Below are 25,105 nucleotides of genomic sequence, written 5' to 3'. Positions count from 1 at the left end.
ATATGTTCAGTTGAGCGAAGCTATCGTCATTCCTCCGAACGTTGATTTTTATATTGAAGTTAAAATGAGTGGGCTTTCTAACAATTCTTTTCAATCTATTTTTTCTGGGCCGACGATTGATAACTTCTATCGAACTTTACCTAATGGCGCGGGTATCCAAGTTTACGTTGGTGGCTACGTTGTTGGCTGGGCTACTACAGGTTTTGACCCAGCTATGCAGCGTGTCTACTCACTTAAGCGCATCGGATCAGTTATTTCAATATTAGTTGATGGCGTTTTAATGGTATCTAAAGATAACGCAACGCAGCAGGTTGAAGTCGATCGCTTGATGCGAGCTTGGACAACTTCTTCGTACTCTTCAGGAACCCTCGATCACTTTAAGGTTTCTATTGGTGGCACTTTAACTAACTTGATTGAGTTCAACCAAAAAAACCAAGCGGTTCAAGCGCCATCGGTTGGCTCGATAAGCGCGATGATAACAAATCACACGGATGCGATGTGGAGGAACGTCTAATGCTTTATCAGATTTATGCGTATTTAACTGATGCGAGTTGGCAACAATTTGCTCAGCCTCTTTTTCCTGATGCGATTGATGTTGCAGGTTATCGTCTTTGCGTTTTCACTAACCGCGATACGCCTTTTTTGAAAACGTTCGCTTCTGAGCATGGTTTTATTGCTCAGCGGCTTAGTGTTGAGCAGACGATTAAAGCGATGGAAGGCGAAGAGGCTGGCCCGTTCGTGTGCGACTTGGAGAGCGCGAAGGCAATCAAGCAACATTTTGAGCCAGATATTCAGAATTATTAATGCTCACCTAACACTCTTGCGGAAACTGTACAAAAACACAGCTTATTGACGTATTATTACTGAGTCAGTCAATTAGCTAGGTTTTGTTTATGCGCGTAATATGCCCAGAGTGCGGATGTAAAAGCCGTATCCACAAATCGAATAGAATCACCGATAGCCATGCGGACTTATATTGTTCTTGCAGTGACCCGGAATGCGGCCATTCTTTTGTTATGAACCTTTCTTACAGCCATACGCTTAGCCCTTCTGCTAAGACAACAAGCCAACTTGCGTTTACTTTGATGAAAGCCTTGCCACCGGAACAGCGGCAAGAACTCAAGCAGCAACTTTCTATGTTGTAGCTTTTTGCTATTACACTTTAAACACTGGGCTTTGTGATTCTGCGGCCATCTCCATAATACTGGTGATGGCCGTTAGCTTTTCTGGTGTGATGGTTCCTTTGCTGTCGGCGATGATTAAGCCTGTTAAATAGGCTCCTGCTTTTTTTGTTGCTTCCGTTGCTTCGCTTACCGACATAGCGTCGATCACTAATTCTAATGCTGCAAGATGTATGCTTTTTTTCTGCGTTATCTTTGCAGCACTAATGGTTTCTAGTTCAGCCATTTAGCCTCCAACCTGACGTGATATACTGTATATTAATACAGTACTTTTTTAGTAACAAATTTATTTATGTGATTTATCGCCTATACTGAACATGGCGATTTGTATCTAGCCGGGGCGAACTATAAATATTCTAATGCTTTGGTATTGCGATCTGCTTCAACGTTCATTTCAACCTAACCTTAGTTGGCATTTATACCGTACATAACCGCCATATGTGGCGATTACGCAGGGGATTTCATGCCAAAACAAACCCGTCTTATTGACCCTATCATGTTGTTTTTTATTCAAGAACGACTGAGGCAACGCAAAACACAGCGTGTTTTAAGCCGCCTTTCGGGTATTGATTACCGTATGCTTCAACGCCTTGAACAAGGGGAACGGGTTGTGGATATTGTGCAGATTCGGCGGCTATGTGATGCACTGAATATTCCGCTTTCGCATCTTTCTTTGTATGAGGGTTATTCAAGTGATGAGCAGGCAATGATTCGGTCATTACCTGCTGAGATTCGTGATCAATTGTTGAGCTTGGTTGGCGCGATAAGCAAGGAACTGGATAAGCTGAGTGTGTGACAAAACCCACCGGGCGGTGGGTTTTTGGTTAAAAATGCGCTCCCAACATAATTACCTTTTGTCGATGATTTTTAATCAAATTATCAAATATGTAACTCACTGTTAACTCCTGACAGTAGAATGGCAAGTCTATATAAATATTATTGAAAACTTCCTCTTCTCCTAAATCTTCACTTTTTACTACCTTAGCTTTACAGTTTTCAAAGAATTTTTTTGCATCATCTGAATGGACAACAACCAAATCATTTTTGTTAGCCCGGTTCCTGATCAGACTAGAGCTACCAACCTGACGGCCACAATATAAATTTATCGTCCCGAAATGATGAACAAACTCTTTTGCAGAGTAATATTTCTCAAATCCATCATCAATAAGACTATCTGTCATTGCTTTGTTAAAAGAAATTAACTGATCAAATGCTTTTATTATTTCTTTACTAAATATCATCACATCACCTCTTCCACTTCATAAACTTCAACATTGAGCCAGTGCAGAATGTTTTTAGTTTCATTGAGTACCCAATGCCACTTTGGCGCGGCTAGGTGTTTTGGTAGTTTGATGACTTTTTTCGTTGCGCCATCATTGGCGACTACTTTCTTTGGCTTTTCTAACACGGTAAAGCTGAAGTTCACTTCGTCGAACGTGACGGTTTCACCGCTTAGGTCTTCAAATGAATAAGCCGCTTGATGTGCGCGGTATGTTTTCCCAGTGGTTAGTTGCATGGCTATCTCCCTATCTTGGTTAATACACTGAACATCGCCGCCGCTTGCATTTTTACGGCCATGCTGTTTTCTATCCGTGAAGTGAGGTTTTTTAATACCAATAATTTTTCGAAATCGCTTAGCTCTGCACTCGTGGCGAACGCTTCAAACTTTTCTTCTAACTGACTTGAAACCACATCAACGGTTTCTTGGTCTATTTCATGGTTTTGTTTCATATTTATAAGCTCCTACGCTAATGGCCAGTCTTCTATCATTTCTTTGTACTCACTCCAGCTTGTTGCGGCGGGAACGTCGTGGGCAAAGATAGATAAATCCGGTTGTGGGTAATCATCTTCTTCCGTCAGTTGGATAACTTCCGGCTCTGGCTCGGCTTTCTCGCCTAGCCAACTTAAATCAGGCTTAAATTCATTGCGGTATACAATTTGGTCTGGGCGTCTTTCGCCATCGCCAATGTGCAGCTTGACGCTTTTCTCTTCCGTTACCCTTAACCAACGCCCTTTCAACAGGTTTTGCCTGAAACTTTCGGTTAAATCATGCTCATTTATTAACCGACTTATTTCATATTCAACTAACGGGCTTAACTCTATATCGTGATCACTATTAACCTGTTCGCTTTGGGGCCGCGTACAGTTATTGACAGAACTCCGAGAGGCGGCAGAGCCGCCAAAAAGAGCAAGAGCCCCCGCTTCAGCTTGGGTTGTCTCATTTGGTTTCAGGCGTTTGCGGCTGATTTTCCACGTATTTGGGTTCTCAGTTGGTTTGAAAACTTCATACTCTTTTTCAATGCGAGTTTTAGTGGTGGGCTTTTTGGTGATAGTCCAATTCTTAACGCGGGTTTTTACCATTACGCCGGAAGCGTCGAACCCTTCTAGCTTGCGCACGGTTTCGCCATGCGGTGAAGCAAACGGCAACTCTAAATAAACGTTCTTCACTGTTAGGTCTTTGTGCGCTACAAACGGGCCACCTTGGCCCATGATGTAACCTTGGAAATCCCCTTTATCGGCGGCTTCCATAGCGGCTACGGCGCTGCCGTTTTGGTTCTCTAAACTCGGTTGATAGTTTTCGCTTAGCATCACAAACAGGCGCTTCGCATCAAAACGCTTTTTATCTTTCAATAGAGCATCTGGAATGGGCGGGCCGACAAACTTCTTGTTTGGCTTGCGCTCCATCTCTTTGTAGATCTCTAACATTTCTTCACGCGATAGCTGAGTTAGGTAATCCATAAAGCTGGATTTATCTAAATTGGCGTAGCGGCGCAGTTCACGGTAAGTCGTCACTGGCGCACCACCAAAGAACTGGAACTGGCGAATAGCCCAGCGGGATTTCCACGCACAGACGTTTTTCGCCATGTCTTTCACGCTTTTGCCCGTTTCATCTGAAACGAGATCATCCATCGCGTAACCATCAATATTTTTAGCAATGTATTTGGCGATATAGCCCGTTGCGGTGCCTTGGCTTGGGTCGATGAATTTCACATCACAACGGGCTTTGTAATTGATATTCAGTGACGTGACTTGGTTTCGCATAGTCGCCACTTTGACTTGCTCAGGTATTTCGATTTCTGGGCGCAGGTCAGCCAGTGCACACGGGTAATGTTTGGCATAAAGCTTGGTCGGCACCTTGAAGCGGTTGGCCTTTTCGATTCTTTCTTGATACGACAGCACGTAGCTTTGTGCGCTGTAGTTCACTGGGTAATAAAGCTCGGCTTTGTCGAATAGCTCCATCGCTTCGGCTTTTACTGCATAACGAATGAAGATGTCGGAAACTCTTAGCGCGTCTTGCGGCCTTACCCACAACAGCAAATGCCAGTGCGGCGTGCCGTCGTGATGTGGCTCGGCCACGCGCAGACCAAACCAACGGATTCCATCACGCCCAATTTTGGCGCGAATGCGTTCCCATACGTTGTTTAAGTAGTCTTGCGTTTGCTTTGGGCTTGCACCGTTCCAATGGCTAATAAAACCACCGTTTTGATAATTGTTGTGGTATTTGCCCGGCGCGGTCAGCGTAAGGAACATGCCTTGCAGGTTGAGCAAATTACCGATGTCTTCATAGCCACGGCAGCGCGCCATCAATTCATGACGCAGAATGGCAGGGTTAGAAATGCTTTTGAGAACCATACCCATCAGTTCGGCTTCTTCGCCTGTTTCTTCTTCAAACAGCATGCCGTTTTTGATGAATTCCCAGTTCTTCTCTTTTTGCTCTTTGTGTTCGCGCAGGCAATCCCACGAGCAGTAAGCCGATGCACGTTTAGACACTTGGCCCATTGCAATGGCAAGGTGTTCACGCATGATTTTACGCACACGCACTAAGCGATTGAGTACCCACTTTTCATCGCTCATTTTTAGAATATCGGTCGTGGCTGATAGTGGCGTTTGCTTTTTATATTTGCGCGCGGGCTTAATGCCAAGCGATCGCACGAACTGGGCAAGCAGTTCGTAAACGATGATTAATGCGGCGTCCACTTCTTCACCCGTTTCTTGTTGATGCTGTTCCATGATCACGCTTTTCTTTTTGTTGATGATGCAAGAAAGCTTGAACGCCATGTCTTTGAGCTCGTCACGCTCAAGCTCTGCAATGATGCGCTCTTTGATTGGCTTGGCGTTTTGTTCGATGCGGTCAAAATCAAAGCCGATTTGCTTTGGCTGCGGTTGTTGAAAATCGCTTTGCTCAAGGTCGTTTTCTTCACTGAGCAAAGTGATTTTGTGAGTGGTTGGCAGTTGGCTGTATTGGGCCAGCACTAATCGAACGCGCGCTCGTGCGGGCTCCATCTTTTCACGTAGGAAGGTGTTAGCTTCGCGGTTGCCCTCTTTTTTGAAGATGGCAAGGTAGCGGTTAACGAAGTATTTGGTTAAATAATCTGGCAGGTCAGCAAAGTAGCTTCTGTACCACTCAAAATCTTGCTTGTTAGCTTCGTAGAGTTTGCGCTCGATAACGCTGAGGTTTTCTGGCTCTTTGTTGAAGCTAAGCGGCTGCGCGATATGAATGGATTGTGCCGGGGCGTTTTTGTTGCGCGACCATTCAAGAAAGAGTTGGTTTGCTCTTTCTTGTTCATATTCGCTTATTTCAAGTGCGCGAAGTTCGTCGACATCAACGTCTTGATACCAAGAAATCAGGCGCTCACTTTGGGTTAACCCTTTTTCGTGATCGCGCCTGCTTTTTTTGGTGGCGTAGGTGGTGGTCATAGCAACTACATCCACCCACTTGCTGACTGAGTGCGACTTCTATAGTGAACGATACTCATCACATGAGAGAGTCCAAGCTCCATTTTTTCAGCAATTTTGCGTGGAGTCAGCCCCGCATCATAAAGCTGGCGGCAAAGTTCTACTTCATGATCAGAGCCTTTCGAATGTGGATATAGTTCTCCTTTCCTTCTAAGTGAAATTTCGTCATTCTCGCCACGGTATTTATTGAGATTTTTTACCCGATTTTTTATCGTTGAAATTGTCGCTTCTCTATACCCAAACTGAGTCACTAACTGTGAGATCTCTTCAGTGGATTTAATTCCTGCCCACCTTAAAATCACAGCATCTTCCTCTGGTTTAAACTTTGGATTGGCCTTGTTGTTACACTTCCCGCAACTCTTTCTACGGCCACGGCGAAGGTCAACGGTGTTTTTCTCGGTGTGAATGTTTCCACACTCGCACTTACACAAAACTCCTTGTCCCGCGCCTTGTTCAATAACAGTCAATTTTCCGAAAGTTTCACCCACAACATTGACATAGCTAGGGTGATGCTTGCCATATTGATAGTGCTCTTCGCCACGTTTTACTTGCTGGAACCATCCATTCATGCTGCCACCTCACGCTTTTGATTAACTGGCATGCCGCAGCTTGGGCAGGTGGTGTCGCTTTCTTTGATCACCGCTGGGCAGTGTGGGCATAGAGTTTCTTTCATGGCTTAACTCTCCACACTCTTTGGTTCAGCAAACCAAGCCATTGGGCCATCTTCTGTATCGCGAATAGATAACAAGAATGCCCTTGCCGATGGCGGCGTAGGTTCCCAAGGCGAGCAATCATCAAGACCATCTTCAAACCATTCATCAACAAACTCTTGCGATGCGTCCTCGCCCATTTCTACACAAAAAAACACAAGGTTATTATTTCGCTCGAATTCTTTAATATCTTCCTTGGTTACATACTCCCCAAAAACTGGCAAGTCAGGGTGAGTCCAAAACCCATTCACTCTCTGAACTTCAACGGGTTTAATTGTTTTCTCACCGTGTTTAGCCGCTGAGCTAATTGAACTTTGATACGCATCTCCAACAAGCATAATTCCGTGCTCTGATTCCATTGCGCCAGTGATAACAGTACCGTTTTCAGTTCTAACCAAACCGAACTCCTCAGCATCTTGAATGGCTGTGCGTAGTGCCTCTAGCACCTTTTTCATTCCTTCGTTTTTCATACTTCCCCCAACTCTTGAGTAGTCACCACCATAAAACCGCCTTTGTTTTTGCCTTTGCTGATCACCCCTTTGTGTAGGTGTGTGCAGTTGAGGTCTAAACAGGCTTGGTCGATGGCCGCGTCCATTGATTCAAAATCCCCTACCTGCACGTTGGCAGGCTCAAACGTTTCTTCATGGCGAACTATGCCGCCATCGGCACAGAGCATCACTGCGGCGTATTGCATGGCTTGTTCCCTTCCGATAATTGGCGGCAAATAACGCAAACGTTGAAACCGTGCTTGTCTTTTTCAACAAGCAGGTCATTAACGATGCGGTGGCAGTGACGGCAAATGCAGTGCGTGGCTTGGTTGCTCATATCAGCTATTCTCCAACTCACGACCGCAAAAAGGACAGTAAGAACAAAGCATTCTTACTGAATCTTTCGTGAGGTTTTTAGCTGGGGTTTTATCCTTTTTCATCTGTCGATATTCGATATTGATTTGTGGATTGACCGGAACACGATCACCCGAAAAGAAAAACGAATACCCTTCCCACGCTACGTTTAAATCCGTTGCGCCATCAGGCAGTTGGGCGATCACTTGCTCTTTAATTCTTTCTAGATTCTCGTCAAAACAGTTACATTTGCTCATATCACATTGCCTCTAGGGTTGGGTGGCCGTGGATGGGTTCGCAGTCGCGCCACCACATTTGCATTGATGCGTGTTGGCTTGTGCTGCGGTTGCATGCGGAAACAAAGAAAAGTGCGCGGATTGCGCCTAGGGCTTGGTGTGACATATCACTGTCGGTGGATTGGTTGAAAACAACAATCCAAAAGCACCACCAAGCGGTGATGAAGTCTTCAAGACATAAGCCTTGTTTTGTGCCGTTAACGTTAACGAGCATGGCGCGCGTTGAATCAAGTTCGAGCATTGGCCCTTGGCTTGATTCGATAACGTTAAACACACGAAAGAACTGTTCTATTTTGCGAGTAGTGAACCCTTCATGACGCAAGATCACTTCCAGTTCTTCTTTGTGAACCGTGATGATGTTGGCCATTACGCTTGCTCCGCTTTTGTTTCAGAGGCTTCACGCGCTTCTATGATGAGTTCGGTTAATTGGCTTTCGATGAAAAGGAGTTTTTCGAGTGCGTTATCTGCTAAATAGACGTATTCATTTAATAGCCTTTCTTTTTTCGACTCTTCATCACTCCAGTCAGTGCCAAAATCAACCGCCCAAACACTGAACGAATTAATCTTACTAGTGGCGGTGACTTCGGTAAAAATCTGGATCACATCCGTATTCGACATCGCCAACACGTTGATGGCGTGGATAACATCGTAGATATCGCGGGTTTCGTTGTTCAAAAATGTAATTGAACTGCCGTTCGCCATATGCACGACTTCTTTCAACTGCTCGCTAATCGCGACATCAATACCCACGAGGCGCGGTTCATTGTTCATCAACGAAACTAACGCATGGGCCAGCTTTCGGTTCAGGCTTAGTGAATAGTCATTGGCTTGGCTTGATTTACTTAAATTCTCTTCTGATTTTTGAAGCACTTTGCGCGCTTCGGCCAACGCTGCATTGGCCTGTTCTAAAACGGTTTGTTCACTCATTTTCAAAGCTCCTACGCTTATCGATGTAAAAAAAGCCCTCCCTCAATCCGCAGAAATCGAGAGGGCAAAGACGCCTTGGCTAGGCTTTGGTGTATCGTTTAAAACTGGGTTACGACCAACGGTCTAAAATGCGTTGCGCTTTCATATCTAGGCGGTTGATTTCTTGCGCGATGAGCGATCGCTTCATTTGCGTTGTGTCTTCGCTGTTGGCTTTTTCGATCAGCTCTGCGCGTTTCTTGCGCAATGGCTCAAGCAGTTTTTCGCGCAGCTCTGCGCGAACGCGTTGCAGGCAAGCTAGCCCCTTTTGCTTTTGCGTAGCGTTAAGGCTGTGGTGCGGCATGTCCGGGCAAGGTTGGTGACATGCGGTTTCAAAGTTTTGGATTGCAACTGACATGGTGGTTTCTCCTATGCTAAGCCGGGGATGGCTGCACCGTTCATCACGAAATCAACACCCATGCTCAGCAAAGGTGATACGCCTGTGGTGCGTTTTTCTAAATCGGATATCAGCAAAACGAGGTTGCCAAGCGCCGCTTGGGCGGTGGCTAAGGTTTTGCGCTTTTGGCTGCGCGGGTAGCGGTGTTCGTGGCTAAGTGCTAACACGCTGCCAGAAAGTTGGCCCGTAAGGTTCGAGTGTTCAAGAATGCGTTCAACAAGGCTTTTCGCTTGTTCTTCCACGGGTACCGATGCCGTTACCACGCCCAAATCACCCAGCAAGGTGTTAACAATGCTGTAGTCATCTGACACGTAGCAAACCAAAGCCATAACCGGACAAGTCAAATGACGGCTCTGACTAGGATTCATCATATTCCTTAGCACCTGCCCATCCATTCCAATTGTCCTCGCGATTTTTTCCATATCATGATTCACAGCGAAGTCGCACAAGCTGGCGTTAAATGCCTCTTGTTTGAACTCAAGCAATTCATACATGGCGTTATTTGCGTCCATGTTCGACAATCTCCTAAGCGAAGAACGGCGGCACGAAAATGACGACAAGTGCGAACACGTGTAGCCATTTCGGGCAGTGGGTTTTAGTGGGTACAAGGGAAGAAAGGCGCATGGTTAAACCTGCTGTAGCGCGGCTTCTTCAGCCCACTTAACCATGTTGACCAACACTAAACGTTGGGTGCCTTGTTTTTCGCGGATAGGGATGTCGCCGTCAGACAACAACTTATCGAAAGTGCGTGGTTTAATGCCTGTGCGGCGTAGAAACTCTGCTTTTGTGACGTATGCAGCATCAACTGCTATCTGTACGCTTGCCATGGTGATATCCTTAACGGTTGAATTAGGGCGGTTCTTTGCGAGAAACGGCGCTTTAATGTTGAACACACAAGGATATTAGATCGTTACACGACTATCGTAAATAGTAATTTAACGATTTATATGAAAATAAGTGATCTCCATCAATGAATAACAAAAATATACCGCCCTTTGACTACCTGACTGGTAGTGAATTTACAAAGAGGTTGAAGAATTTAACTAATTGCGATGACTTCCAAGAGCTTAGCTCGTTACTCAACGTCCCAAAGACGACATTTAGCACATGGAATACTCACGATCGCACATCACACGAACTAATAGTGCGGTTACATCTAGCGCTAGGCATACCCGTCGAAGAATTAGCGCTAAAACCAGAAGACCGAAAAAAACTCAAAAGCACAGTAAGCGAGATGAGGGAACGCTATGACGTTTTACCGATCACTAAACAAGAATCACCTCAACACGCCACTACCATTCTAAAAAGCTTTTGCTTAGCAAATGGGCAACTGATTGAAACAGGTGAAATCCCTTATCCAGTAAGAAGAATGAACAGTTTTAACTTAGATGCGGAAAAGGTGATCGAGGTTGAAACAAACGAGGCGATTTACTTGCTTGATAAAAGCACAACCGATGCTGTGGCAGGCAATTATTTAATTGATGTTGACGGGCGTTTGTCCATCAACCAAATACAGCGTTTACCCGGCAGAAAGTTAGCAATAGCTTTTGGTGACAGCACTATTGAAGCGTCAGAGAACGACATTAAAGTGCTTGGCCGTGTAGCGGTAACAATGAAAAAAGATTAATTATTAACTTGGCTAGAATAATTATGGAACTAAAACCAGAATTAATATGCGCGTATGTAAACCAATATGGTGAGGCAAGCGTTCAAATTTTAAGAAGCGTAAAGCAACAGCCTGATATGCCGTTTTTACAAGGTTGGTGTATTAACCATCAAGCGCCACGCACTCTTCATCATCACCGAATTTTAGGCGAATTTAAAACCGTTGATGAAGCAGAAGCTTTTCTTTCTAAAAAGGCAGCTCATTTCTCACTGATTGAACCTACCTACTCCAAACCCAAAGCTGACGCACTGCAAGTTTGTTTCACTGGATTTAAGAGCGATGAAAAGTCAGAACTTAAACAAATTGCAACAAACCACGGGTTAATCATTAGAAAGGAAGTCACTGTTTATTTAGATGTGCTTTGCTATGGCTACAACGCAGGCCCAAAAAAACTAGAAAAGGCTATGGAACAAGGTGTGATGATTCTTAGCCGTCCTCAATTTGAAACCATGATAAAAACTGGCGAAGTTCCAGAAAGTGTTTAGTTTGAGAAAGGATTAAAGCTGAGAAACGTAAAGCTCTAAAAAGTATTCGACGCTTGCAGCACCGTACTTTATTGCAATAGCCATAAGTGCAAGCTTAGTGAGTAAGTAAGCGAAGTCGAACAAGAACTGCCCTTTAATCTCAATAGTTAGCGTTGCGTATCGCAATGAATTAATAAAACGGAACATAAGACCTCCACTATGGATAAGATGAATAGCTTAGAAATTGTTTGCCGCAAAAAAGACATTGAAGAGTTGACGCGGCTAATGGCTGATTACGGCATCACTGCGCGCAAATCGGACGCTCACCATTTTAATAATTTACCAATCGACCAAGTTGTTATTCTTTTGCACTCAGTCCCATGGAAAGAACTTGGTGAATTCATCTTAGCATGGAAAGGAATAAACGCAGGAAGGCAAATCATATTCAAAGCTGTCGACAATAAAGCCATCAACATCGACTTAAACGTTGCTGACTGTATCAAAGCTTATAAAAAAATCCCCAAAGAACACAACCAAGGTGTTATGTCATTTATCGATGAAGAACAAAAATAGGCTAGGAGCATAAAAATGTTTAAAGGTATTAAGTTAACTGCACTCACCGAAGAAAAAGTAGGAACAAACGTAGAGCGTTATGACTTCCTCATCCAAGAGACTGAATATATTGAACTGGAATACAAAACGGTTCGCGACTTACTCATTCTCACAAACAAACGCTTAATCACTGTTGATATCCAAGGACTTCGCGGCAAGAAAGCGGAATTCTTTTCTCTTCCATACAATAAAATCACCGCATTCTCAGTAGAAACAGCGGGGACGTTTGACCTAGATTGTGAATTTAAAGTATGGGCTTCTGGCCTTGGCGAACTTGAGTTTGCGTTCTTGAAAGGTACAGATGTTAAGAAAATTGCTTCTCTACTTAGTTGCGGAGTGTAATGTCAGTTCGCAACTTAAAAGACGGCAGCAAAAAACTAGAAAAGGCTATGGAACAAGGCGTGATGATTCTTAGCCGTCCTCAATTTGAAACCATGATAAAAACTGGCGAAGTGCCGGAAAGTGTTTAGTTAATTTGGCTAGGGAAATAGAGCACCTAAATATGAAAACCATAGTGAACTTAACCTCTGACGATATTCTTCTTTATCTGTCAAAAATGCACAAAGGAAGCTGCCCATTTTGCACAAGCAAAGCTATTCCTATGACTTTTATCGAAAATAAAGACAACCAAAAGATAATTTTTTCAGAACTCAAAGCTTTTGACGCTTATGGACAAGCCAACCCATGGCTAAACTCTACCCCTGTTATTCCCCTACTATGCCCTGATTGCGGTTATATTAGCCAACTAGTGATTCATCCTGTATTGAAATTCTTGAATAAGGATGACGTATAATGGCAGATAATGTGACAACTTTTCCTGCTGATAGATTTTACAGTCAGCGCAGCGGTGATGGTGGGGGTAGTGGTTTGGAAGCGAGAGTAGCAAAACTTGAGTCTGATGTTGAGCACATCAAACGTGATATTTCTGACATAAAAGGCCGTCAACTAGCCTTTATGGATAGAACTGAAGATAACTTCAAAGAGATGAGACAAGAGTTCAAATCAGTTCGATCTGAAACTGAAGATAACTTCAAAGAGATGAGGCAAGAGTTCAAATCAGTTCGATCTGAAATGAAAAGTGATTTCCGCATGTTATTCGGTGCACTTATCACCGTAACACTCGGCTTAGCTGGATTAATGGCTAAAGGCTTTGGCTGGCTTTAATGTCAGTTCGCAACTTAAAAGACGGCAGCAAAAAACCTTGGCTTTGTGAGTGCTACCCACAAGGCCGCAATGGTAAACGCGTTCGTAAACGCTTCGCCACCAAAGGTGAAGCGAATGCTTATGAAAACTTTGTGATGCGCAAAGTGGATGATAAGCCGTGGATGGGTGGAAAAGCTGACCGACGCAGTTTGTTAGATATGATTGATTTGTGGCAGGAACGCCACGGCCAATCACTGGCGAACGCCAAGCAAACCTATAACCGCTTGATGGTTATCTGCAATGGTTTGGGTGACCCATTTTATTCTAAGCTAACCGCGAATATGTTTACTGAATACCGCAGTAAACGCATTGCCGGGGAAGTTGCGGATTTAAATGGCAAGAAAACAGCGGTTTCATTTAGCACATGCAATCACGAACAAGCCATTTTCAATTCTATGATCAGTGAACTGCAAAGTATGGGGGAATGGAAAGGTGAAAACCCGTTGGCAAATGTTCGACAGTTCAAGCTGCATGAAAGTGAAATGGATTTTTTATCGATTGATGAAATGCAAAGTTTGATTGCAGCAGCAGAAAGCCATTCACACCCCGACTTACACAAGTTCATTAAGTTATGTTTGGCAACTGGCGGCAGGTTCAGAGAAGTAGCGCGCTTAACGGGTTCACAAATCAATAGCTATGACGCATTCCATAATAATGGTGATGCGATTAAAAAGCACACGGTGACGTTTACGCAAACAAAGGGCAAGAAAAATAGAACAGTTCCGATCGGCAAGGAAGAGTTTGAACTGATTTACACTGGCGACCATGGCCCCTTATTCAGTATCAGCTATGCCACGGTTCAACGCTTCATTGCAGCTCAAGTGCCAAGGCTAAACCGCCAAGCCGCGCACGTTCTTCGCCACACTTATGCTTCATACTTCATGATGAACCGAGGCAATATTATTACGTTACAACGCATCTTAGGTCACAGTGATATTAAGTTAACCATGCGCTATTCGCACTTATCACCTGACCACTTAGAAGAAGCAGTAAACAAAAGCCCAATAGCCATGCTACGCAACAAAAATGGCGACTAACCGCCGCCAAAAAGTGGCGACAAAATGGCGGCGTATTTTATTTATATGTGCGAACATATGCGGATATTTGCGATTTTATGTTTTTTAACTCATTGAATTAAAGCCACCAAGCCAAGCAAGGCAAGGTTTCAAAGGTATCGGAGAAAATACGAATTGTTACTGGACATACTCACGCAAAGCGTCAACGAATTTCAAGCTGACTGCCTAAAACTTTGTGAAAAGCACTACCCCACCATACACAACCAAGGAATGAGTGAACATCACTTAGGGCTGGCTTTTGCTCGCAGGTTGGCTCGTACACTCAGTGAATTTGGACACCCATGCCACTATTCTGTTATTGAATCAATCCCTCAGCGAGACATGCCACACCATTACCGAGTGAGCAGTGATGCAGGAACAGTATGGATCCTGACTCACCATATGGTCAGTGCAGGTAAAACCTGTCGAGAAAAGTTGATGCAAGACATTGCGCAGTGGAAATATGAGTACGCTTACGCGATTCAACCGAATGATTTACTGTTATTACTGACCGATCACTGGATCAGTCGTAGCCAAAAAAGTCGCGAGTTACTTCATTGGTGGACAGGGCAATTACCCGATGAAATAGATCAATACCTCGCACAAGGTATCACACTGTATGAAAGTGACTCATTGCTAACTCAATCTTTAGAGAACCGTTTTCAAATTAGCCCTTGTTATATTAAATTTAGCCATCCTTTAAAACGCTCTAAAAACCAGCAACTAGTCCGAAAGTACATTCAATTATATGCCGTATTACAATGGGCGTAACGTAAACAAACCGCCCTCATTTTCTTCCAAGTTCTAGATTTTATATTACCCTCTTCATTGGGCTGTCTTCTGATTTAGCACACACTCAATCAATTGAGCCTGCCACATCACATTCACTAAATAATTCAATATTTGTGACGCTGTTTTGACAACCCACAAATTTTCATCTTAGCCAAAGGTACAATTGACAAAGGTCAAGGTGAGTCAATAATATGGCATGGCATATTGGCGCTCGGATGCTTCAAGCAAAAATTAATGATTAGGATGTCGAAAATTGTATGCTTTTAACTAACAAAACTCAGTTTTCAAAATGCATGTCTCTGGATTCCGATGGCCAGTTTATTGCTCATTACCAACATCTTGTGCTGCGAAGCGTTTTCCAGCCGATATTCTCGCGGGATAACCGTATTGTGGGCGTTGAAGCCCTAGTGAGAATAACCGCCAATGGCAGCACGACCATTCGCCCCGATTGTTTTTTCCATTCCGACACTATTAATCCCATCGACAAACTTAACGTAGAAAGACTCAGCCGAGTTATCCACATCCGAAACTATGCCCTTTCCGAATATCGTCAATGCCAATTATTTCTAAACTTACTGCCTGTCGCAGGTGAATTGTTTGCCATCAGCGACATCAACAAAGCATTGCTATGCGATCGCCTCAAAGAACTGCATATAGAACATAATCAACTGGTCATGGAATTGATTGAAATCGATTCAGAAAATGAAAGCAAGCTGCAATGCGCAACGCAAAGTCTGGCTGCAAATGGTTTTAAAATTGCCATTGATGATTTTGGTACTCAAGCCTCAACACCACAACGGGTTCATTTGGTGACGCCTGATATCATCAAATTTGATCGAAGCTTATTACTCAAATATATGCAAGGTGATTGTGACCCACTTATGGATGGCATTACCCTTGCGAAACAGAATGGTTCCAATACCGTTGTAGAAGGCATCGAAACCCAAGCGCAACTCGAAGCAATGCAAAAACTCGATATTGATATGTTTCAAGGCTATTTTTTAGCCATGCCGGAAGCGATAGTACCAGCCATTAAGATGGCCATTTAATCGCGATATTCTTTACATGCGCGTAGCACCCCAACTTTACTGCTACTTTCAAGGTTCACTCACTGTTTTCCTAGCGACAACATCAGGTTATTTAACTGTATGACATAGCGTGATGTTTAATAAGAAAAGGAAATAAGCTCTTGGGTATAAGGGTGCTGAGGATTGAGAAACAGCTGTTGCGTTTCCCCTTGCTCAACGACTTCACCTTGTTTCATCACCATAGTGTAATGGCATAATGATTTCACCACATGTAAATCATGGCTAATGAACAAGTACGTTAACCCATATTTTTGTTGCAGCGATTTAAGCAGATCCAACACTTGGGCTTGAATCGTACGATCTAAAGAAGAAGTTGGTTCATCAAGTAAAATGAACTCAGGTTTAAGCACCAATGCCCGAGCAATCGCGATACGTTGTCGTTGCCCACCTGAAAACTCATTGGGATAACGATAGCGAGTGGCTGGGTCGAGTTCAACTTCTCGCATCACATCACAAATCATTCGTTCAACAGTTTGTCGATCATAACGGCTATGAACCTCTAACCCTTCACCAATAATCTGCGCCACCGACATTCTCGGATTCAGTGCTGAAAATGGATCTTGAAAAACGACTTGCATCTTGCTGCGATAAGGTAGCATAGCTTTCCTATCTAACCCTTGCAGCTCATTATTGTCGTAACAAATCGAGCCTTCCGAATGGACTAATTTTAGTATCGCCATACCAGTGGTCGATTTACCCGAACCGCTCTCGCCAACAATTCCTAATGAATGTCCTCTTTTAAGCTTAAACTGCATGTCGGTGACAGCTTTAATATGCGAGACCGTGCGCTTGAATAAGCCGCCAGTGATGGGAAACCAGACCTTGAGATGCTGAAGCTGCACTAGAATTGGGTTGTCAGGGTTTACGTCAACGGGCAAACCTCGAGGATCGGATTCAATCAATTTTTTGGTATAAGAGTGAGAGGGTGATGAGAACAGCGTTTTGGCATCATTCACCTCGATCACTTGCCCATTTTGCATCACTGCAACGCGATCAGCGATACGCTTAACAATACTGAGATCATGAGTAATGAACAACATGGCCATACCCAGTTCTTGTTGCAGGTTTTTAAGTAGATCTAATATTTGCGCCTGCACAGAAACATCAAGCGCAGTGGTTGGCTCATCAGCAATCAGTAATTCAGGCTCATTGATCAAAGCCATCGCAATCATGACTCGCTGGCGTTCTCCCCCAGAAAGTTCATGTGGATAAGCATTGATCTTAATTTCTGGCGATCGAATACCCACTTTTTCTAACCATGCAATGGCCAACTGACGTGCTTTGCTGCCTCTTAGTCCTCGATGAATCTCAACAACTTCGATCAACTGTTTACCAACTTTGTGCAGAGGGTTGAGTGAGACCATTGGCTCTTGGAAAATCATACCAATCCGCCCGCCTCGTATACCTCTTAATTGCCTCTCACTACAGTTCAACGTGTTGATACCATCAAAAAAGATCTCCCCTTGCAAATAGTGGGCAGCACTTTTCGGTAACAACTTCAAAATGGCATTCGCCGTCACTGATTTACCAGAACCACTTTCCCCCACCAGTGCTAAAGTTTCCCCTGCGGAGAGAGAAAGTGACACCGCTTTAATCACAGGTTCAATATTGTCTTTTTGACCAAACCCGACCGAAAGATTTTGGATAGAGAGTACGGTTTTACTCATCATCTTCTCCCTGTCGAATGCGGATCAAAAGCATCACGTACAGCTTCGCCGATAAAGACCAATAATGTCAGCATTAACGAGAGCACCACAAATGCTGAAATACCTAACCATGGAGCTTGTAAATTGGCTTTCCCTTGCGCCAATAATTCGCCCAAAGAGGGCGAGCCGACTGGCAAGCCAAAACCGAGAAAATCTAAGGATGTTAAAGTCGTAACTGAGCCTGAAAGAATAAAGGGCATCATGGTTAAAGAAGCCACCATCGCGTTAGGTAGCATGTGGCGAAGCATAATGCGGCGATCACTCACCCCCATCGCTTGCGCAGCCCGCACATAATCAAAATTACGACAGCGTAAAAACTCCGCTCTCACCACGCCCACTAAACTCATCCAACTAAAAAGCACCATAATACCAAGCAACCACCAAAAATTCGGTTCGACGAAACTCGATAAAATGATCAGCAGAAAAAGCGTTGGCATCCCTGACCAAACTTCAATAAAACGTTGCCCAAGTAAATCAAGCCAACCGCCATAATAACCTTGAGTGGCACCAACGATAACGCCTATCACTGACGAGACGAGTGTTAATACAAAGCCAAACAAAACCGAAATACGAAACCCGTAAATAATACGAGCCAGCACATCGCGCCCTTTATCATCAGTACCAAGCCAGTTCACTGAATCTGGCGCTGACGGCACTGCATTATTGATATTAAAGTTGATGGTGTCGTAACTAAATGGGATCAATGGCCAAACAATAAAGCCTTTTTGTTCAATCAGATCGATGACGTAAGGATCGGTATAATCCGCTTCGGTTTCAAACTCACCACCAAAACGAGTTTCTGCATATTGTTGAAAGGTGGGGAAAAACCACTGCTGATCGTACTCAACCAAAAGGGGTTTATCATTTGCAATCAACTCAGCAAATAGGCTCACCACAAATAAAAGCGTAAACAACCATAGTGAATAAAAACCGCGCCGATTGGACTTAAAACCGTGCCAGCGCAATACGTTTAATGGGTTGGACAGCCTTTTTTTTACCATCATGAACGAGCCTCAAAGTCGATTCGAGGATCAACCCAAATATAGGTCAAATCGGAAATGATGCTGAGGACTAATCCAAGTAACGTCATGATGTATAAAGAACTAAACACTACAGGATAATCCCGTTGAATGGTCGATTCAAAACCAAGTAGCCCTATACCTTCCAGTGAAAACATCACTTCAATCAGCATCGAACCGGTGAAAAATATGCTGATAAAAGCACTCGGAAAACCGGCAATAATAATCAGCATCGCATTACGAAAAACGTGCTGATAAAGAATACGTCCTTCATCCAGTCCTTTTGCTCGAGCCGTCACCACATACTGTTTGTTGATCTCATCAAGAAATGAGTTTTTCGTTAGCATACTCAAAGTGGCAAACCCGCCGATCACCATTGCAAAGATGGGCAAAGCCAAATGCCAAAAATAGTCGCCAATTTGTTGATACCAAGTCAGATCAGCAAAATTATTTGATACTAAACCACGCAGTGGGAACCAATTGAAATAATTTCCGCTGGCAAAAATAATGATCAAAATGATCGCAAATAAGAAGCCAGGAATGGCGTAACCTATAATGACCACCGCGCTTGACCATACATCAAACCTTGAGCCATGGTGAATGGCTTTTAAAATACCGAGAGGAATGGAGATAAGGTAGATGATCAGCGTACTCCACAGCCCTAAAGAGATCGAAACGGGCAAACGCTCAGTGATCAAATCAATAACATTGCCCCCTTTGAATAAGCTGTCACCAAAATTAAAGGTTGCGTAATTTTTTAGCATTTCAAAATAACGGACATGAAGAGGCTTATCGAAACCAAACTGTTTTTTTATCGCTTCGACTACCTCAGGGTCTAAACCTCGGGAACCTTTATATCCTCCAGTGTTAGCCGACAGCGACATATCCACTTCTTGGCCGCCTCCAGTAAATCGCTCCATAATTCCGTCACCATGCCCTTCCATTTGTGCAATCGCTTGCTCAACTGGGCCTCCGGGGGCAATTTGGATGATAAAAAAATTAATGGTAATAATCGCCCACAGCGTGGGCACAACGAGCAGCAATCGGCGGAAAATATAAGCAGTCATTGCATCCTCTTAACGGCGTTTTTCTGGTAGCAATTGCGCTTTCTGCTCCGAAACCCACCAAGTATCAAGACCAATATCATATTTTGGCATCACGCTAGGACGCTCGAATTTGTCCCAAGTTGCGATACGATATTGGCTCAGATACCACTGTGGGATCAGATAAAAATTCCACTGTAGAACGCGATCTAATGCTCGGCCTAAAGGCAATAATTTTTCTGGATGCTCTTGATTGGCGGCAATTTGTTCAGTGAGGAAGTCGACAACTGGGTCTGCCACTCCAGCACGATTGTACGTGGAATCGATGTAGTTTGAATTCCAGATAATCAACAAGTTAGGACTTGGGTAAGGATTCGCCGCATAGGCCGACGAAAGCATGTCAAAATCTCTATCGCGCAAACGCTTAAGATATTGTGTGGTATCCACTGAGCGAATCTTCATCTCGATACCAAGCTGTTTTAGATTTTTTTGCAAAGGAATAGCAATACGTTCCGTGGTCGGACTGTAGATCAATAACTCAAACTCAAACGCTTTACCCGTTTCTTTATGGGTCATCACTTTATCTTTCAGCTCCCACCCCGCCTCTTTGAGCAATTGAAAAGCGACTCGTAGTTGTTGACGAATACGACCAGACCCATCCGTCACTGGTGGTTGGTATTCTTGGGTAAAAACACGTTCTGGGATCTTATCTTTTAGTGGTGTAAGAATAGTGAGTTCATCAGTAGAGGGAAGACCTTTCGCTTCATACTCTGTGTTTTGAAAATAGCTACGCGTTCGTGAGTATTGATCGTAGAACATATTTTTGTTCATCCATTCAAAATCCATCGCATAGGTCAAAGCCTCGCGCACTTTCGGATCACTAAACATTTCTCGTTGAATATTAAATACAAAACCTTGGGTTGAAGCTGGGCTATTATGCGCGATCGCTTCTTTCTTGATGAATCCTTTATCAAAGTTCAATCCAGTGTATGAGCTGGCCCAAAACTTCGCCGAACTCTCTTGGCGAATATCAAATTCCCCAGCTTTAAATGCCTCAAGCATTACGGTATCGTCCCGGTAATAGTCGTATTGGATCTGCTTGAAATTATGCCGCCCAATGTTGACTGGTAAGTTGGCAGCCCAATAATCTTTCTGCAACTCATAAGTGACACTCTGCCCAGTTTGATAACGTACGACTTTGTAAGGACCGCTGCCGACTGGCGGTTCATTTAATGGTTCTGCTAAGTTTTTATCCTGCCAATAGTGCTTAGGCAACACTTGAGTTGATTGAGCCAAACTAAAAAGCTTTTCTCTATTAGGTTCTGACATCTCAATACGAACCGTTAAAGGATGGATCGCCGTTACCGATTTAACCGCTTTGTAAAACAGTCGATATTGAGGCACCCCTTCTGTCATGAACTTGTTGAACGTAAACTCAACATCTTGCGCGGTGATCGGTTTACCGTCTTGAAAACGTGCGTTCGGGTTGATATCTAGTTCTAGCCACGAATAGTCATCAGAATAACGAACTTTAGAAGCAATCAATGGATAATAGGTATCAATTTCGTCGCTGGGCGCAAACATCAGTGAATCATAAAGCTCACCACTGCCTGCCGCCGGAGCGCCTCGGGAAGCAAAGCGGTTAAAATTGTCGTAAGTACCTACCTCGCCATAAGTTACTTTTCCGTACTTAGGTGCGCTTGGATTAACATAATCGAAATGAGAAAAATTGGCGGGATATTTGGCTTGCCCAACGCCGGATAATGTTGTGGTTTCTACAACATCCGCAGTCGCCAAAGCACTCATCAGCAGCACAGTCACACCTAACAGCGTAGGCTTAATTTTTCTCATACTAGAATCCTTCCATTGATAACTTCGCGACATTCCATCGGTGTAAACTATTAATAATTCAGTCACTTGGGTAAGTATAGAGAAAAATAAGATTTACGAAACCCCAAGCTGCAATTATAACGAAACAACTTGGCATTGCTGGTAAGTGGTGCGTCGCAATAAGAATTGGTAACTTTGTGGTTTTAGGAACGAAACGTATAGAAAACGCCGCGATGAGATAAAAAGCCCTGCCATGCAGGGCTTCATCGGCTTTAACCATCTGTGGTAATTTGGCTGATCAGCTCTTTTTCTACCTGCTCGGCCATTTCAAGAGCAATTTGGCACGTTCCAGCCGCTTGATGGCCTCCACCACCATATTTGAGCATTAATCCGCCCACATTGGTTTTAGAGCCACGATCAAAAATAGATTTCCCCGTAGCAAACACGATATTTTGCTTCTGAAAGCCCCACATTTTGTGAATCGAGATATTACACTGGGGAAATAAGGCATAAATGATAAACCGATTCCCCGCGTAAATAATTTCTTCGCCCGTCAAATCAAGAATGACAAGGTTTTTATAGACTTTGGCACAACGTTGAATCTGCTGTTTAGATAGAATTTCATGCTCACGGTACAAAGTAACGCGCTCTTGAACGTCCGGCAGAGCAAGAATCTCAGCAATGGAGTGGTTCGCACAGTAGTCGATAAGATCCATCATTAACTGATAATTGGAGATACGAAATTCATGGAAGCGCCCTAAACCTGTTCTTGCATCCATCAGGAAATTCAGTAAATTCCATCCCGCAGAATCAAGCACTTCATCCCGAGTAAACTGCGCGGAGTCACCTTTGTCGACAGCAATCAGCATCTCTTGCCACTGAGAGGGAAACGTATCTAGTCCGCCATAATATTGCCATACTACATGCGCGGCAGATGGCGCGTTTGGATCAATAATATGATTCGGCCTTTCACCTTGATTGCGAATAGTTTCCGATAGGTGATGATCAAAAATTAAGTGAGCATTAGCGACGTAAGGCAGGTTAGTGACAATGTCACGCTCAGTTGTCGTCACCTTCCCATCTTGCATATCCTTTGGGTGAACAAATACGATCTCGTCAATTAGGTTGAGTTTTTTGAGCAACACGGCACAAACCAGCCCATCAAAATCGCTGCGTGTCACTAATCTAAATTTACTTTCAGCTTGTTGATGCTCAGACATAGACAATTTCCTTATTAGCAGTCATATCACTGCTCGGCGTGGGTTTAAGCAGTGTTTTGTATATCAGATCCTGAGTTAACACCTTTTAGGTTTACCAATGCAGGTGGTATGTTTTCATTTTAGACGCCATCGTCTTTTTAACAAACTTAACACAATGGTTTTTAAACATTATTCAACACAGCGCATCATTTTATTGAGCAAATATCGAATAAAGTAATGAGGAATAAAGACTGCTGTTACAACTAGGGAATTGGAGGTAAGAAAAAGCCAGCAACAAGTGCTGGCTGTTAGGTTGAGCTAAGAAGTGAGGTATCTCTATTTACGTTTATCCTGCACGTACTTTCGGCTCACATCAACAAGCGCTACATCTTTAAAGAAACTACGACCAAGTAACAGTGGATAAGTCAGATGTGTACGATCGGCAAGCGTAAATTCGGTTCTCTCTTTGAGATCACCAATTTCAATCCAAGCGACAACGACCGCACGTCTTTGTGTACCCTCTGCACTGGATTGCCGAATTCTGACCCAGCGTTCAACAGGTAAACTTATCTCATCACTTTTGATGTCATCGTGTTCAATCCTGAACTTGACCCAATCATTTCCATCGCGTTCAAAAGCAACAACATCCACGGCACTAATTGAAGAGGTGGCCGCTCCGGTATCGATACGCGCTTTGAAGCTTTCGTTCAAACTCGGCACATAAACCCACTCTTTTTCGCCCAAAATAAGCTTACCATCAGAGGTTTTTTTGGCCTTCACCACAACCACTGGCTCTTTCGAGGGTTTTTCAACCGGTTTTTGTGCCTCAGTATTTTGTTGTTTTGGCTCTTCAACTTTTGGCTTTTGCTCTGGTTGTGTTGAGGTTTGGTTTAGCGTACTACATGCCATCAAACCAGTACTCAACATTAAAAGAGCAATAAGTTTCAAGTGTTGTTTCATTGACCCACCTAATCAAACTGATAAATATTTAAGAGACATTCACTATGGCTTGAGCAACATACGGAATATGTTGTTCTGATAAGCCTGCAATGTTAATTCGGCCATCACCTACCCCATAGATTCCATATTGATCACGTAGCTGAGCCATCTGTTCTGGAGTAAAGCCTAGCACAGTAAACATCCCTTTGTGACTTTCGATAAAGTCGAATTGTGAAGTATTGTGCTGATTTCTCAAATGATTACACAAGGTTTGACGCAGGTTTAACAAACGCTGTTGCATTTCACTTAACTCTTGCTTCCAAATCGCGGTTAATGCTTGATTTTGTAAAATAGTTTTCACCAGTGCAGCACCATGATCGGGCGGCATAGTATAGGTCGAACGGGCTAACGTTAGTAATTTACCTTTTGCATTCGCTACATCTTGTGCGTTTTTACCGACAACAATCGCGGCACCAGTTCGTTCTCGGTAGAGACCAAAGTTCTTTGAACAAGAGGTGGTGATCAACATCTCTTCGACGTTGTTTGCCATAAAACGCAGCCCTTTCACATCCTCTTCAAGACCTTCACCAAACCCTTGGTAGGCAACATCAACAAAAGGGATGAAGCCATTTTTCTGCGCAAGACTGGTGATCGCTTGCCATGCGGCGAAATCAATATCCGCGCCGGTTGGGTTATGGCAGCAACCATGGATAAGCACCACATCTTTTGGCCCTGCTTGCGATAAATCATCAAGCATCCGTGCAATATCGACTTGCTTAGTCTCGCGACAGAAGTAAGAATAATATTTCACTTTTAAACCCGCCGCTTCCATCACAGGTTTATGATTGACGTAACTTGGGTCCGTAATCCACACCGTCGTTTCTGGTTGTGCTACGTGCATTAAGTCACCGAGCATACGCAGCGCACCACTTGCTCCGGGCGTTTGAATCGCAGCCACACGATCAAGCACTGAAGTGCCAGACAATAATAAGTTCACCATGCTTTGGTTAAACTCTTCACACCCAGCAAGCCCAACATACGATTTAGTGGTTTGTGTGGCAATCACGTGCTCTTGCGCTTTGGCAATGGCGCGCATAATCGGCGTCTCTCCTTGGCTATTACGATAAACGCCAATGCCTAGGTCAACTTTTTCGCTGCGAGGATCGTTGCGGTATGCAACCGATAATGAAAGTATTGGATCGAGTGTTGGTGTTGGTAAATGTGAAAACATGAAGGTCACAACCCTTTGAAATTCAAGTAATGACCTTCAAGTTAGCACTAGATACATAATTTTTACAGTTTAAATTGATGGATTATTTGATTGGCACTGCCTCGCCATTCTAAGCTTGGATCGGCTTTATCC

38 protein-coding genes and 1 pseudogene are annotated in these 25,105 nt (G+C 43.7%); 14 read left to right on the top strand and 25 right to left on the bottom strand.

Features of this window, described 5'->3' with window-relative positions; all coding sequences use genetic code 11:
• From AACT21_RS09785 to AACT21_RS09775, 3 genes are all read left to right on the top strand, one after another.
• A partial coding sequence (locus AACT21_RS09785; RefSeq protein WP_176430167.1) for a hypothetical protein occupies nt 1-514 on the top strand: 514 nt, incomplete at its 5' end.
• Nucleotides 514-804, top strand: coding sequence for a hypothetical protein (locus AACT21_RS09780; protein ID WP_094163438.1), 291 nt, complete (start codon nt 514-516; stop codon nt 802-804). The genes AACT21_RS09785 and AACT21_RS09780, both read left to right, overlap by 1 nt.
• An 89-nt stretch (nt 805-893) precedes the next feature.
• Nucleotides 894-1,145, top strand: coding sequence for an ogr/Delta-like zinc finger family protein (locus tag AACT21_RS09775; RefSeq protein ID WP_094150695.1), 252 nt, complete (start codon nt 894-896; stop codon nt 1,143-1,145).
• Nucleotides 1,146-1,155: 10 nt separating this feature from the next.
• Here AACT21_RS09775 and AACT21_RS09770 read toward each other — a convergent pair whose 3' ends face one another.
• Nucleotides 1,156-1,407, bottom strand: coding sequence for a hypothetical protein (locus AACT21_RS09770; RefSeq protein WP_094150697.1), 252 nt, complete (start codon nt 1,405-1,407; stop codon nt 1,156-1,158).
• A 237-nt stretch (nt 1,408-1,644) separates the two neighbouring features.
• Between AACT21_RS09770 and AACT21_RS09765 the strand changes: the two genes are divergently transcribed.
• Nucleotides 1,645-1,977: a helix-turn-helix domain-containing protein gene (locus AACT21_RS09765; RefSeq protein WP_094163436.1), complete on the top strand. Its 333-nt coding sequence runs from the start codon at nt 1,645-1,647 to the stop codon at nt 1,975-1,977.
• Nucleotides 1,978-2,005: 28 nt separating this feature from the next.
• Here AACT21_RS09765 and AACT21_RS09760 read toward each other — a convergent pair whose 3' ends face one another.
• From AACT21_RS09760 to AACT21_RS09690, 15 genes are all read right to left on the bottom strand, one after another.
• Nucleotides 2,006-2,422, bottom strand: a complete 417-nt coding sequence (locus tag AACT21_RS09760; RefSeq protein ID WP_094163434.1) for a hypothetical protein — start codon at nt 2,420-2,422, stop codon at nt 2,006-2,008.
• Nucleotides 2,422-2,697: a hypothetical protein gene (locus AACT21_RS09755; RefSeq protein ID WP_094163432.1), complete on the bottom strand. Its 276-nt coding sequence runs from the start codon at nt 2,695-2,697 to the stop codon at nt 2,422-2,424. The genes AACT21_RS09760 and AACT21_RS09755 overlap by 1 nt, the downstream gene beginning before the upstream one ends.
• A 2-nt stretch (nt 2,698-2,699) precedes the next feature.
• Nucleotides 2,700-2,912, bottom strand: a complete 213-nt coding sequence (locus AACT21_RS09750; RefSeq protein ID WP_094163430.1) for a hypothetical protein — start codon at nt 2,910-2,912, stop codon at nt 2,700-2,702.
• 12 nt (nt 2,913-2,924) lie between these two features.
• Nucleotides 2,925-5,879 (bottom strand): replication endonuclease, encoded by a 2,955-nt coding sequence (locus tag AACT21_RS09745; RefSeq protein WP_094163428.1) that lies wholly within the window; start codon nt 5,877-5,879, stop codon nt 2,925-2,927.
• Between the two features lie 5 nt (nt 5,880-5,884).
• Nucleotides 5,885-6,487: a hypothetical protein gene (locus AACT21_RS09740; RefSeq protein ID WP_094163426.1), complete on the bottom strand. Its 603-nt coding sequence runs from the start codon at nt 6,485-6,487 to the stop codon at nt 5,885-5,887.
• On the bottom strand, nt 6,484-6,591 hold the full coding sequence (locus AACT21_RS09735; protein ID WP_141195230.1) for a zinc ribbon domain-containing protein: 108 nt from the start codon (nt 6,589-6,591) through the stop codon (nt 6,484-6,486). The genes AACT21_RS09740 and AACT21_RS09735 overlap by 4 nt, the downstream gene beginning before the upstream one ends.
• Nucleotides 6,592-6,594: 3 nt before the next feature.
• Entirely contained in the window at nt 6,595-7,098 is a 504-nt protein-coding gene (locus AACT21_RS09730; RefSeq protein WP_094163424.1) for a hypothetical protein, read from the bottom strand.
• On the bottom strand, nt 7,095-7,322 hold the full coding sequence (locus AACT21_RS09725; RefSeq protein WP_094149788.1) for a hypothetical protein: 228 nt from the start codon (nt 7,320-7,322) through the stop codon (nt 7,095-7,097). Before AACT21_RS09725 ends, AACT21_RS09730 begins: the two co-directional genes overlap by 4 nt.
• Nucleotides 7,304-7,453: a hypothetical protein gene (locus AACT21_RS09720; RefSeq protein ID WP_176430166.1), complete on the bottom strand. Its 150-nt coding sequence runs from the start codon at nt 7,451-7,453 to the stop codon at nt 7,304-7,306. The genes AACT21_RS09725 and AACT21_RS09720 overlap by 19 nt, the downstream gene beginning before the upstream one ends.
• A gap of 1 nt (nt 7,454) precedes the next feature.
• On the bottom strand, nt 7,455-7,727 hold the full coding sequence (locus AACT21_RS09715) for a hypothetical protein (RefSeq protein WP_094163422.1): 273 nt from the start codon (nt 7,725-7,727) through the stop codon (nt 7,455-7,457).
• Nucleotide 7,728: 1 nt separating this feature from the next.
• The gene (locus tag AACT21_RS09710; RefSeq protein WP_094149787.1) at nt 7,729-8,133 is read right to left on the bottom strand and encodes a hypothetical protein; all 405 of its coding nucleotides are present in this window, start codon (nt 8,131-8,133) and stop codon (nt 7,729-7,731) included.
• A complete protein-coding gene (locus AACT21_RS09705; protein WP_094163420.1) occupies nt 8,133-8,693 on the bottom strand; it encodes a hypothetical protein in 561 nt (186 codons plus the stop codon). Before AACT21_RS09705 ends, AACT21_RS09710 begins: the two co-directional genes overlap by 1 nt.
• A 109-nt stretch (nt 8,694-8,802) precedes the next feature.
• A complete protein-coding gene (locus tag AACT21_RS09700; protein ID WP_094163418.1) occupies nt 8,803-9,087 on the bottom strand; it encodes a hypothetical protein in 285 nt (94 codons plus the stop codon).
• Between the two features lie 11 nt (nt 9,088-9,098).
• Nucleotides 9,099-9,638, bottom strand: a complete 540-nt coding sequence (locus tag AACT21_RS09695; RefSeq protein ID WP_094163416.1) for a phage regulatory CII family protein — start codon at nt 9,636-9,638, stop codon at nt 9,099-9,101.
• Between the two features lie 114 nt (nt 9,639-9,752).
• Nucleotides 9,753-9,953: a Rha family transcriptional regulator gene (locus AACT21_RS09690; protein ID WP_094149797.1), complete on the bottom strand. Its 201-nt coding sequence runs from the start codon at nt 9,951-9,953 to the stop codon at nt 9,753-9,755.
• A gap of 143 nt (nt 9,954-10,096) precedes the next feature.
• On the opposite strand from AACT21_RS09690, the gene AACT21_RS09685 reads away from it, so the two are divergent.
• Together AACT21_RS09685 and AACT21_RS09680 are read left to right on the top strand one after the other, a co-directional pair.
• Nucleotides 10,097-10,753 (top strand): phage repressor protein CI, encoded by a 657-nt coding sequence (locus AACT21_RS09685; protein WP_094163414.1) that lies wholly within the window; start codon nt 10,097-10,099, stop codon nt 10,751-10,753.
• Nucleotides 10,754-10,776: 23 nt separating this feature from the next.
• A complete protein-coding gene (locus AACT21_RS09680; protein WP_094163412.1) occupies nt 10,777-11,277 on the top strand; it encodes a hypothetical protein in 501 nt (166 codons plus the stop codon).
• A gap of 12 nt (nt 11,278-11,289) precedes the next feature.
• Here AACT21_RS09680 and AACT21_RS09675 read toward each other — a convergent pair whose 3' ends face one another.
• On the bottom strand, nt 11,290-11,463 hold the full coding sequence (locus AACT21_RS09675) for a hypothetical protein (RefSeq protein ID WP_176430165.1): 174 nt from the start codon (nt 11,461-11,463) through the stop codon (nt 11,290-11,292).
• A gap of 12 nt (nt 11,464-11,475) precedes the next feature.
• Between AACT21_RS09675 and AACT21_RS09670 the strand changes: the two genes are divergently transcribed.
• The 8 genes from AACT21_RS09670 (at nt 11,476) to AACT21_RS09635 (ending at nt 15,967) form a co-directional block, all read left to right on the top strand.
• The gene (locus tag AACT21_RS09670; protein ID WP_094163410.1) at nt 11,476-11,829 is read left to right on the top strand and encodes a hypothetical protein; all 354 of its coding nucleotides are present in this window, start codon (nt 11,476-11,478) and stop codon (nt 11,827-11,829) included.
• A gap of 15 nt (nt 11,830-11,844) precedes the next feature.
• The gene (locus AACT21_RS09665) at nt 11,845-12,210 is read left to right on the top strand and encodes a PH domain-containing protein (protein ID WP_094163408.1); all 366 of its coding nucleotides are present in this window, start codon (nt 11,845-11,847) and stop codon (nt 12,208-12,210) included.
• On the top strand, nt 12,210-12,338 hold the full coding sequence (locus AACT21_RS09660) for a hypothetical protein (RefSeq protein ID WP_254917158.1): 129 nt from the start codon (nt 12,210-12,212) through the stop codon (nt 12,336-12,338). The genes AACT21_RS09665 and AACT21_RS09660 overlap by 1 nt, the downstream gene beginning before the upstream one ends.
• A 32-nt stretch (nt 12,339-12,370) precedes the next feature.
• Nucleotides 12,371-12,661, top strand: coding sequence for a hypothetical protein (locus AACT21_RS09655; RefSeq protein WP_094163406.1), 291 nt, complete (start codon nt 12,371-12,373; stop codon nt 12,659-12,661).
• Nucleotides 12,661-13,032 (top strand): hypothetical protein, encoded by a 372-nt coding sequence (locus AACT21_RS09650; protein WP_217898735.1) that lies wholly within the window; start codon nt 12,661-12,663, stop codon nt 13,030-13,032. Before AACT21_RS09655 ends, AACT21_RS09650 begins: the two co-directional genes overlap by 1 nt.
• Nucleotides 13,032-14,108, top strand: a complete 1,077-nt coding sequence (locus AACT21_RS09645; RefSeq protein WP_094163404.1) for a phage integrase — start codon at nt 13,032-13,034, stop codon at nt 14,106-14,108. The genes AACT21_RS09650 and AACT21_RS09645 overlap by 1 nt, the downstream gene beginning before the upstream one ends.
• Nucleotides 14,109-14,261: 153 nt before the next feature.
• Complete coding sequence (locus AACT21_RS09640; protein WP_026029124.1) at nt 14,262-14,897, top strand: hypothetical protein; 636 nt, start codon at nt 14,262-14,264, stop codon at nt 14,895-14,897.
• 278 nt (nt 14,898-15,175) lie between these two features.
• The gene (locus tag AACT21_RS09635) at nt 15,176-15,967 is read left to right on the top strand and encodes an EAL domain-containing protein (protein WP_094163402.1); all 792 of its coding nucleotides are present in this window, start codon (nt 15,176-15,178) and stop codon (nt 15,965-15,967) included.
• 116 nt (nt 15,968-16,083) lie between these two features.
• Here AACT21_RS09635 and AACT21_RS09630 read toward each other — a convergent pair whose 3' ends face one another.
• The 8 genes and pseudogenes from AACT21_RS09630 to AACT21_RS09595 form a co-directional block, all read right to left on the bottom strand.
• Nucleotides 16,084-17,676 (bottom strand): ABC transporter ATP-binding protein, encoded by a 1,593-nt coding sequence (locus AACT21_RS09630; protein WP_017046434.1) that lies wholly within the window; start codon nt 17,674-17,676, stop codon nt 16,084-16,086.
• A complete protein-coding gene (locus tag AACT21_RS09625; protein ID WP_017046433.1) occupies nt 17,673-18,716 on the bottom strand; it encodes an ABC transporter permease in 1,044 nt (347 codons plus the stop codon). The genes AACT21_RS09630 and AACT21_RS09625 overlap by 4 nt, the downstream gene beginning before the upstream one ends.
• Nucleotides 18,713-19,798 carry a microcin C ABC transporter permease YejB gene (locus AACT21_RS09620; protein ID WP_069212003.1) on the bottom strand — a complete coding sequence of 362 codons (1,086 nt, stop codon included), beginning with the start codon at nt 19,796-19,798 and terminating at the stop codon, nt 18,713-18,715. Before AACT21_RS09620 ends, AACT21_RS09625 begins: the two co-directional genes overlap by 4 nt.
• 9 nt (nt 19,799-19,807) lie before the next feature.
• Nucleotides 19,808-21,625 carry an extracellular solute-binding protein gene (locus AACT21_RS09615; protein ID WP_254917157.1) on the bottom strand — a complete coding sequence of 606 codons (1,818 nt, stop codon included), beginning with the start codon at nt 21,623-21,625 and terminating at the stop codon, nt 19,808-19,810.
• Nucleotides 21,626-21,876: 251 nt separating this feature from the next.
• Nucleotides 21,877-22,824: an exopolyphosphatase gene (locus AACT21_RS09610; RefSeq protein ID WP_038148427.1), complete on the bottom strand. Its 948-nt coding sequence runs from the start codon at nt 22,822-22,824 to the stop codon at nt 21,877-21,879.
• 315 nt (nt 22,825-23,139) lie between these two features.
• Nucleotides 23,140-23,763 (bottom strand): ATP-dependent zinc protease family protein, encoded by a 624-nt coding sequence (locus tag AACT21_RS09605; protein WP_094130137.1) that lies wholly within the window; start codon nt 23,761-23,763, stop codon nt 23,140-23,142.
• 28 nt (nt 23,764-23,791) lie between these two features.
• Entirely contained in the window at nt 23,792-24,973 is a 1,182-nt protein-coding gene (locus AACT21_RS09600) for an amino acid aminotransferase (RefSeq protein ID WP_094130140.1), read from the bottom strand.
• Nucleotides 24,974-25,035: 62 nt separating this feature from the next.
• A pseudogene (locus AACT21_RS09595) lies at nt 25,036-25,105 on the bottom strand (anaerobic ribonucleoside-triphosphate reductase-activating protein); the annotation flags it as partial.

The organism is Vibrio sp. V08_P9A1T1, from assembly GCF_963874405.1.
Taxonomy (GTDB): domain Bacteria; phylum Pseudomonadota; class Gammaproteobacteria; order Enterobacterales; family Vibrionaceae; genus Vibrio; species Vibrio anguillarum.
The sequence above is the reverse complement of the archived record's forward strand: the minus strand, read 5'-3'. Positions and strand labels throughout refer to the sequence as shown.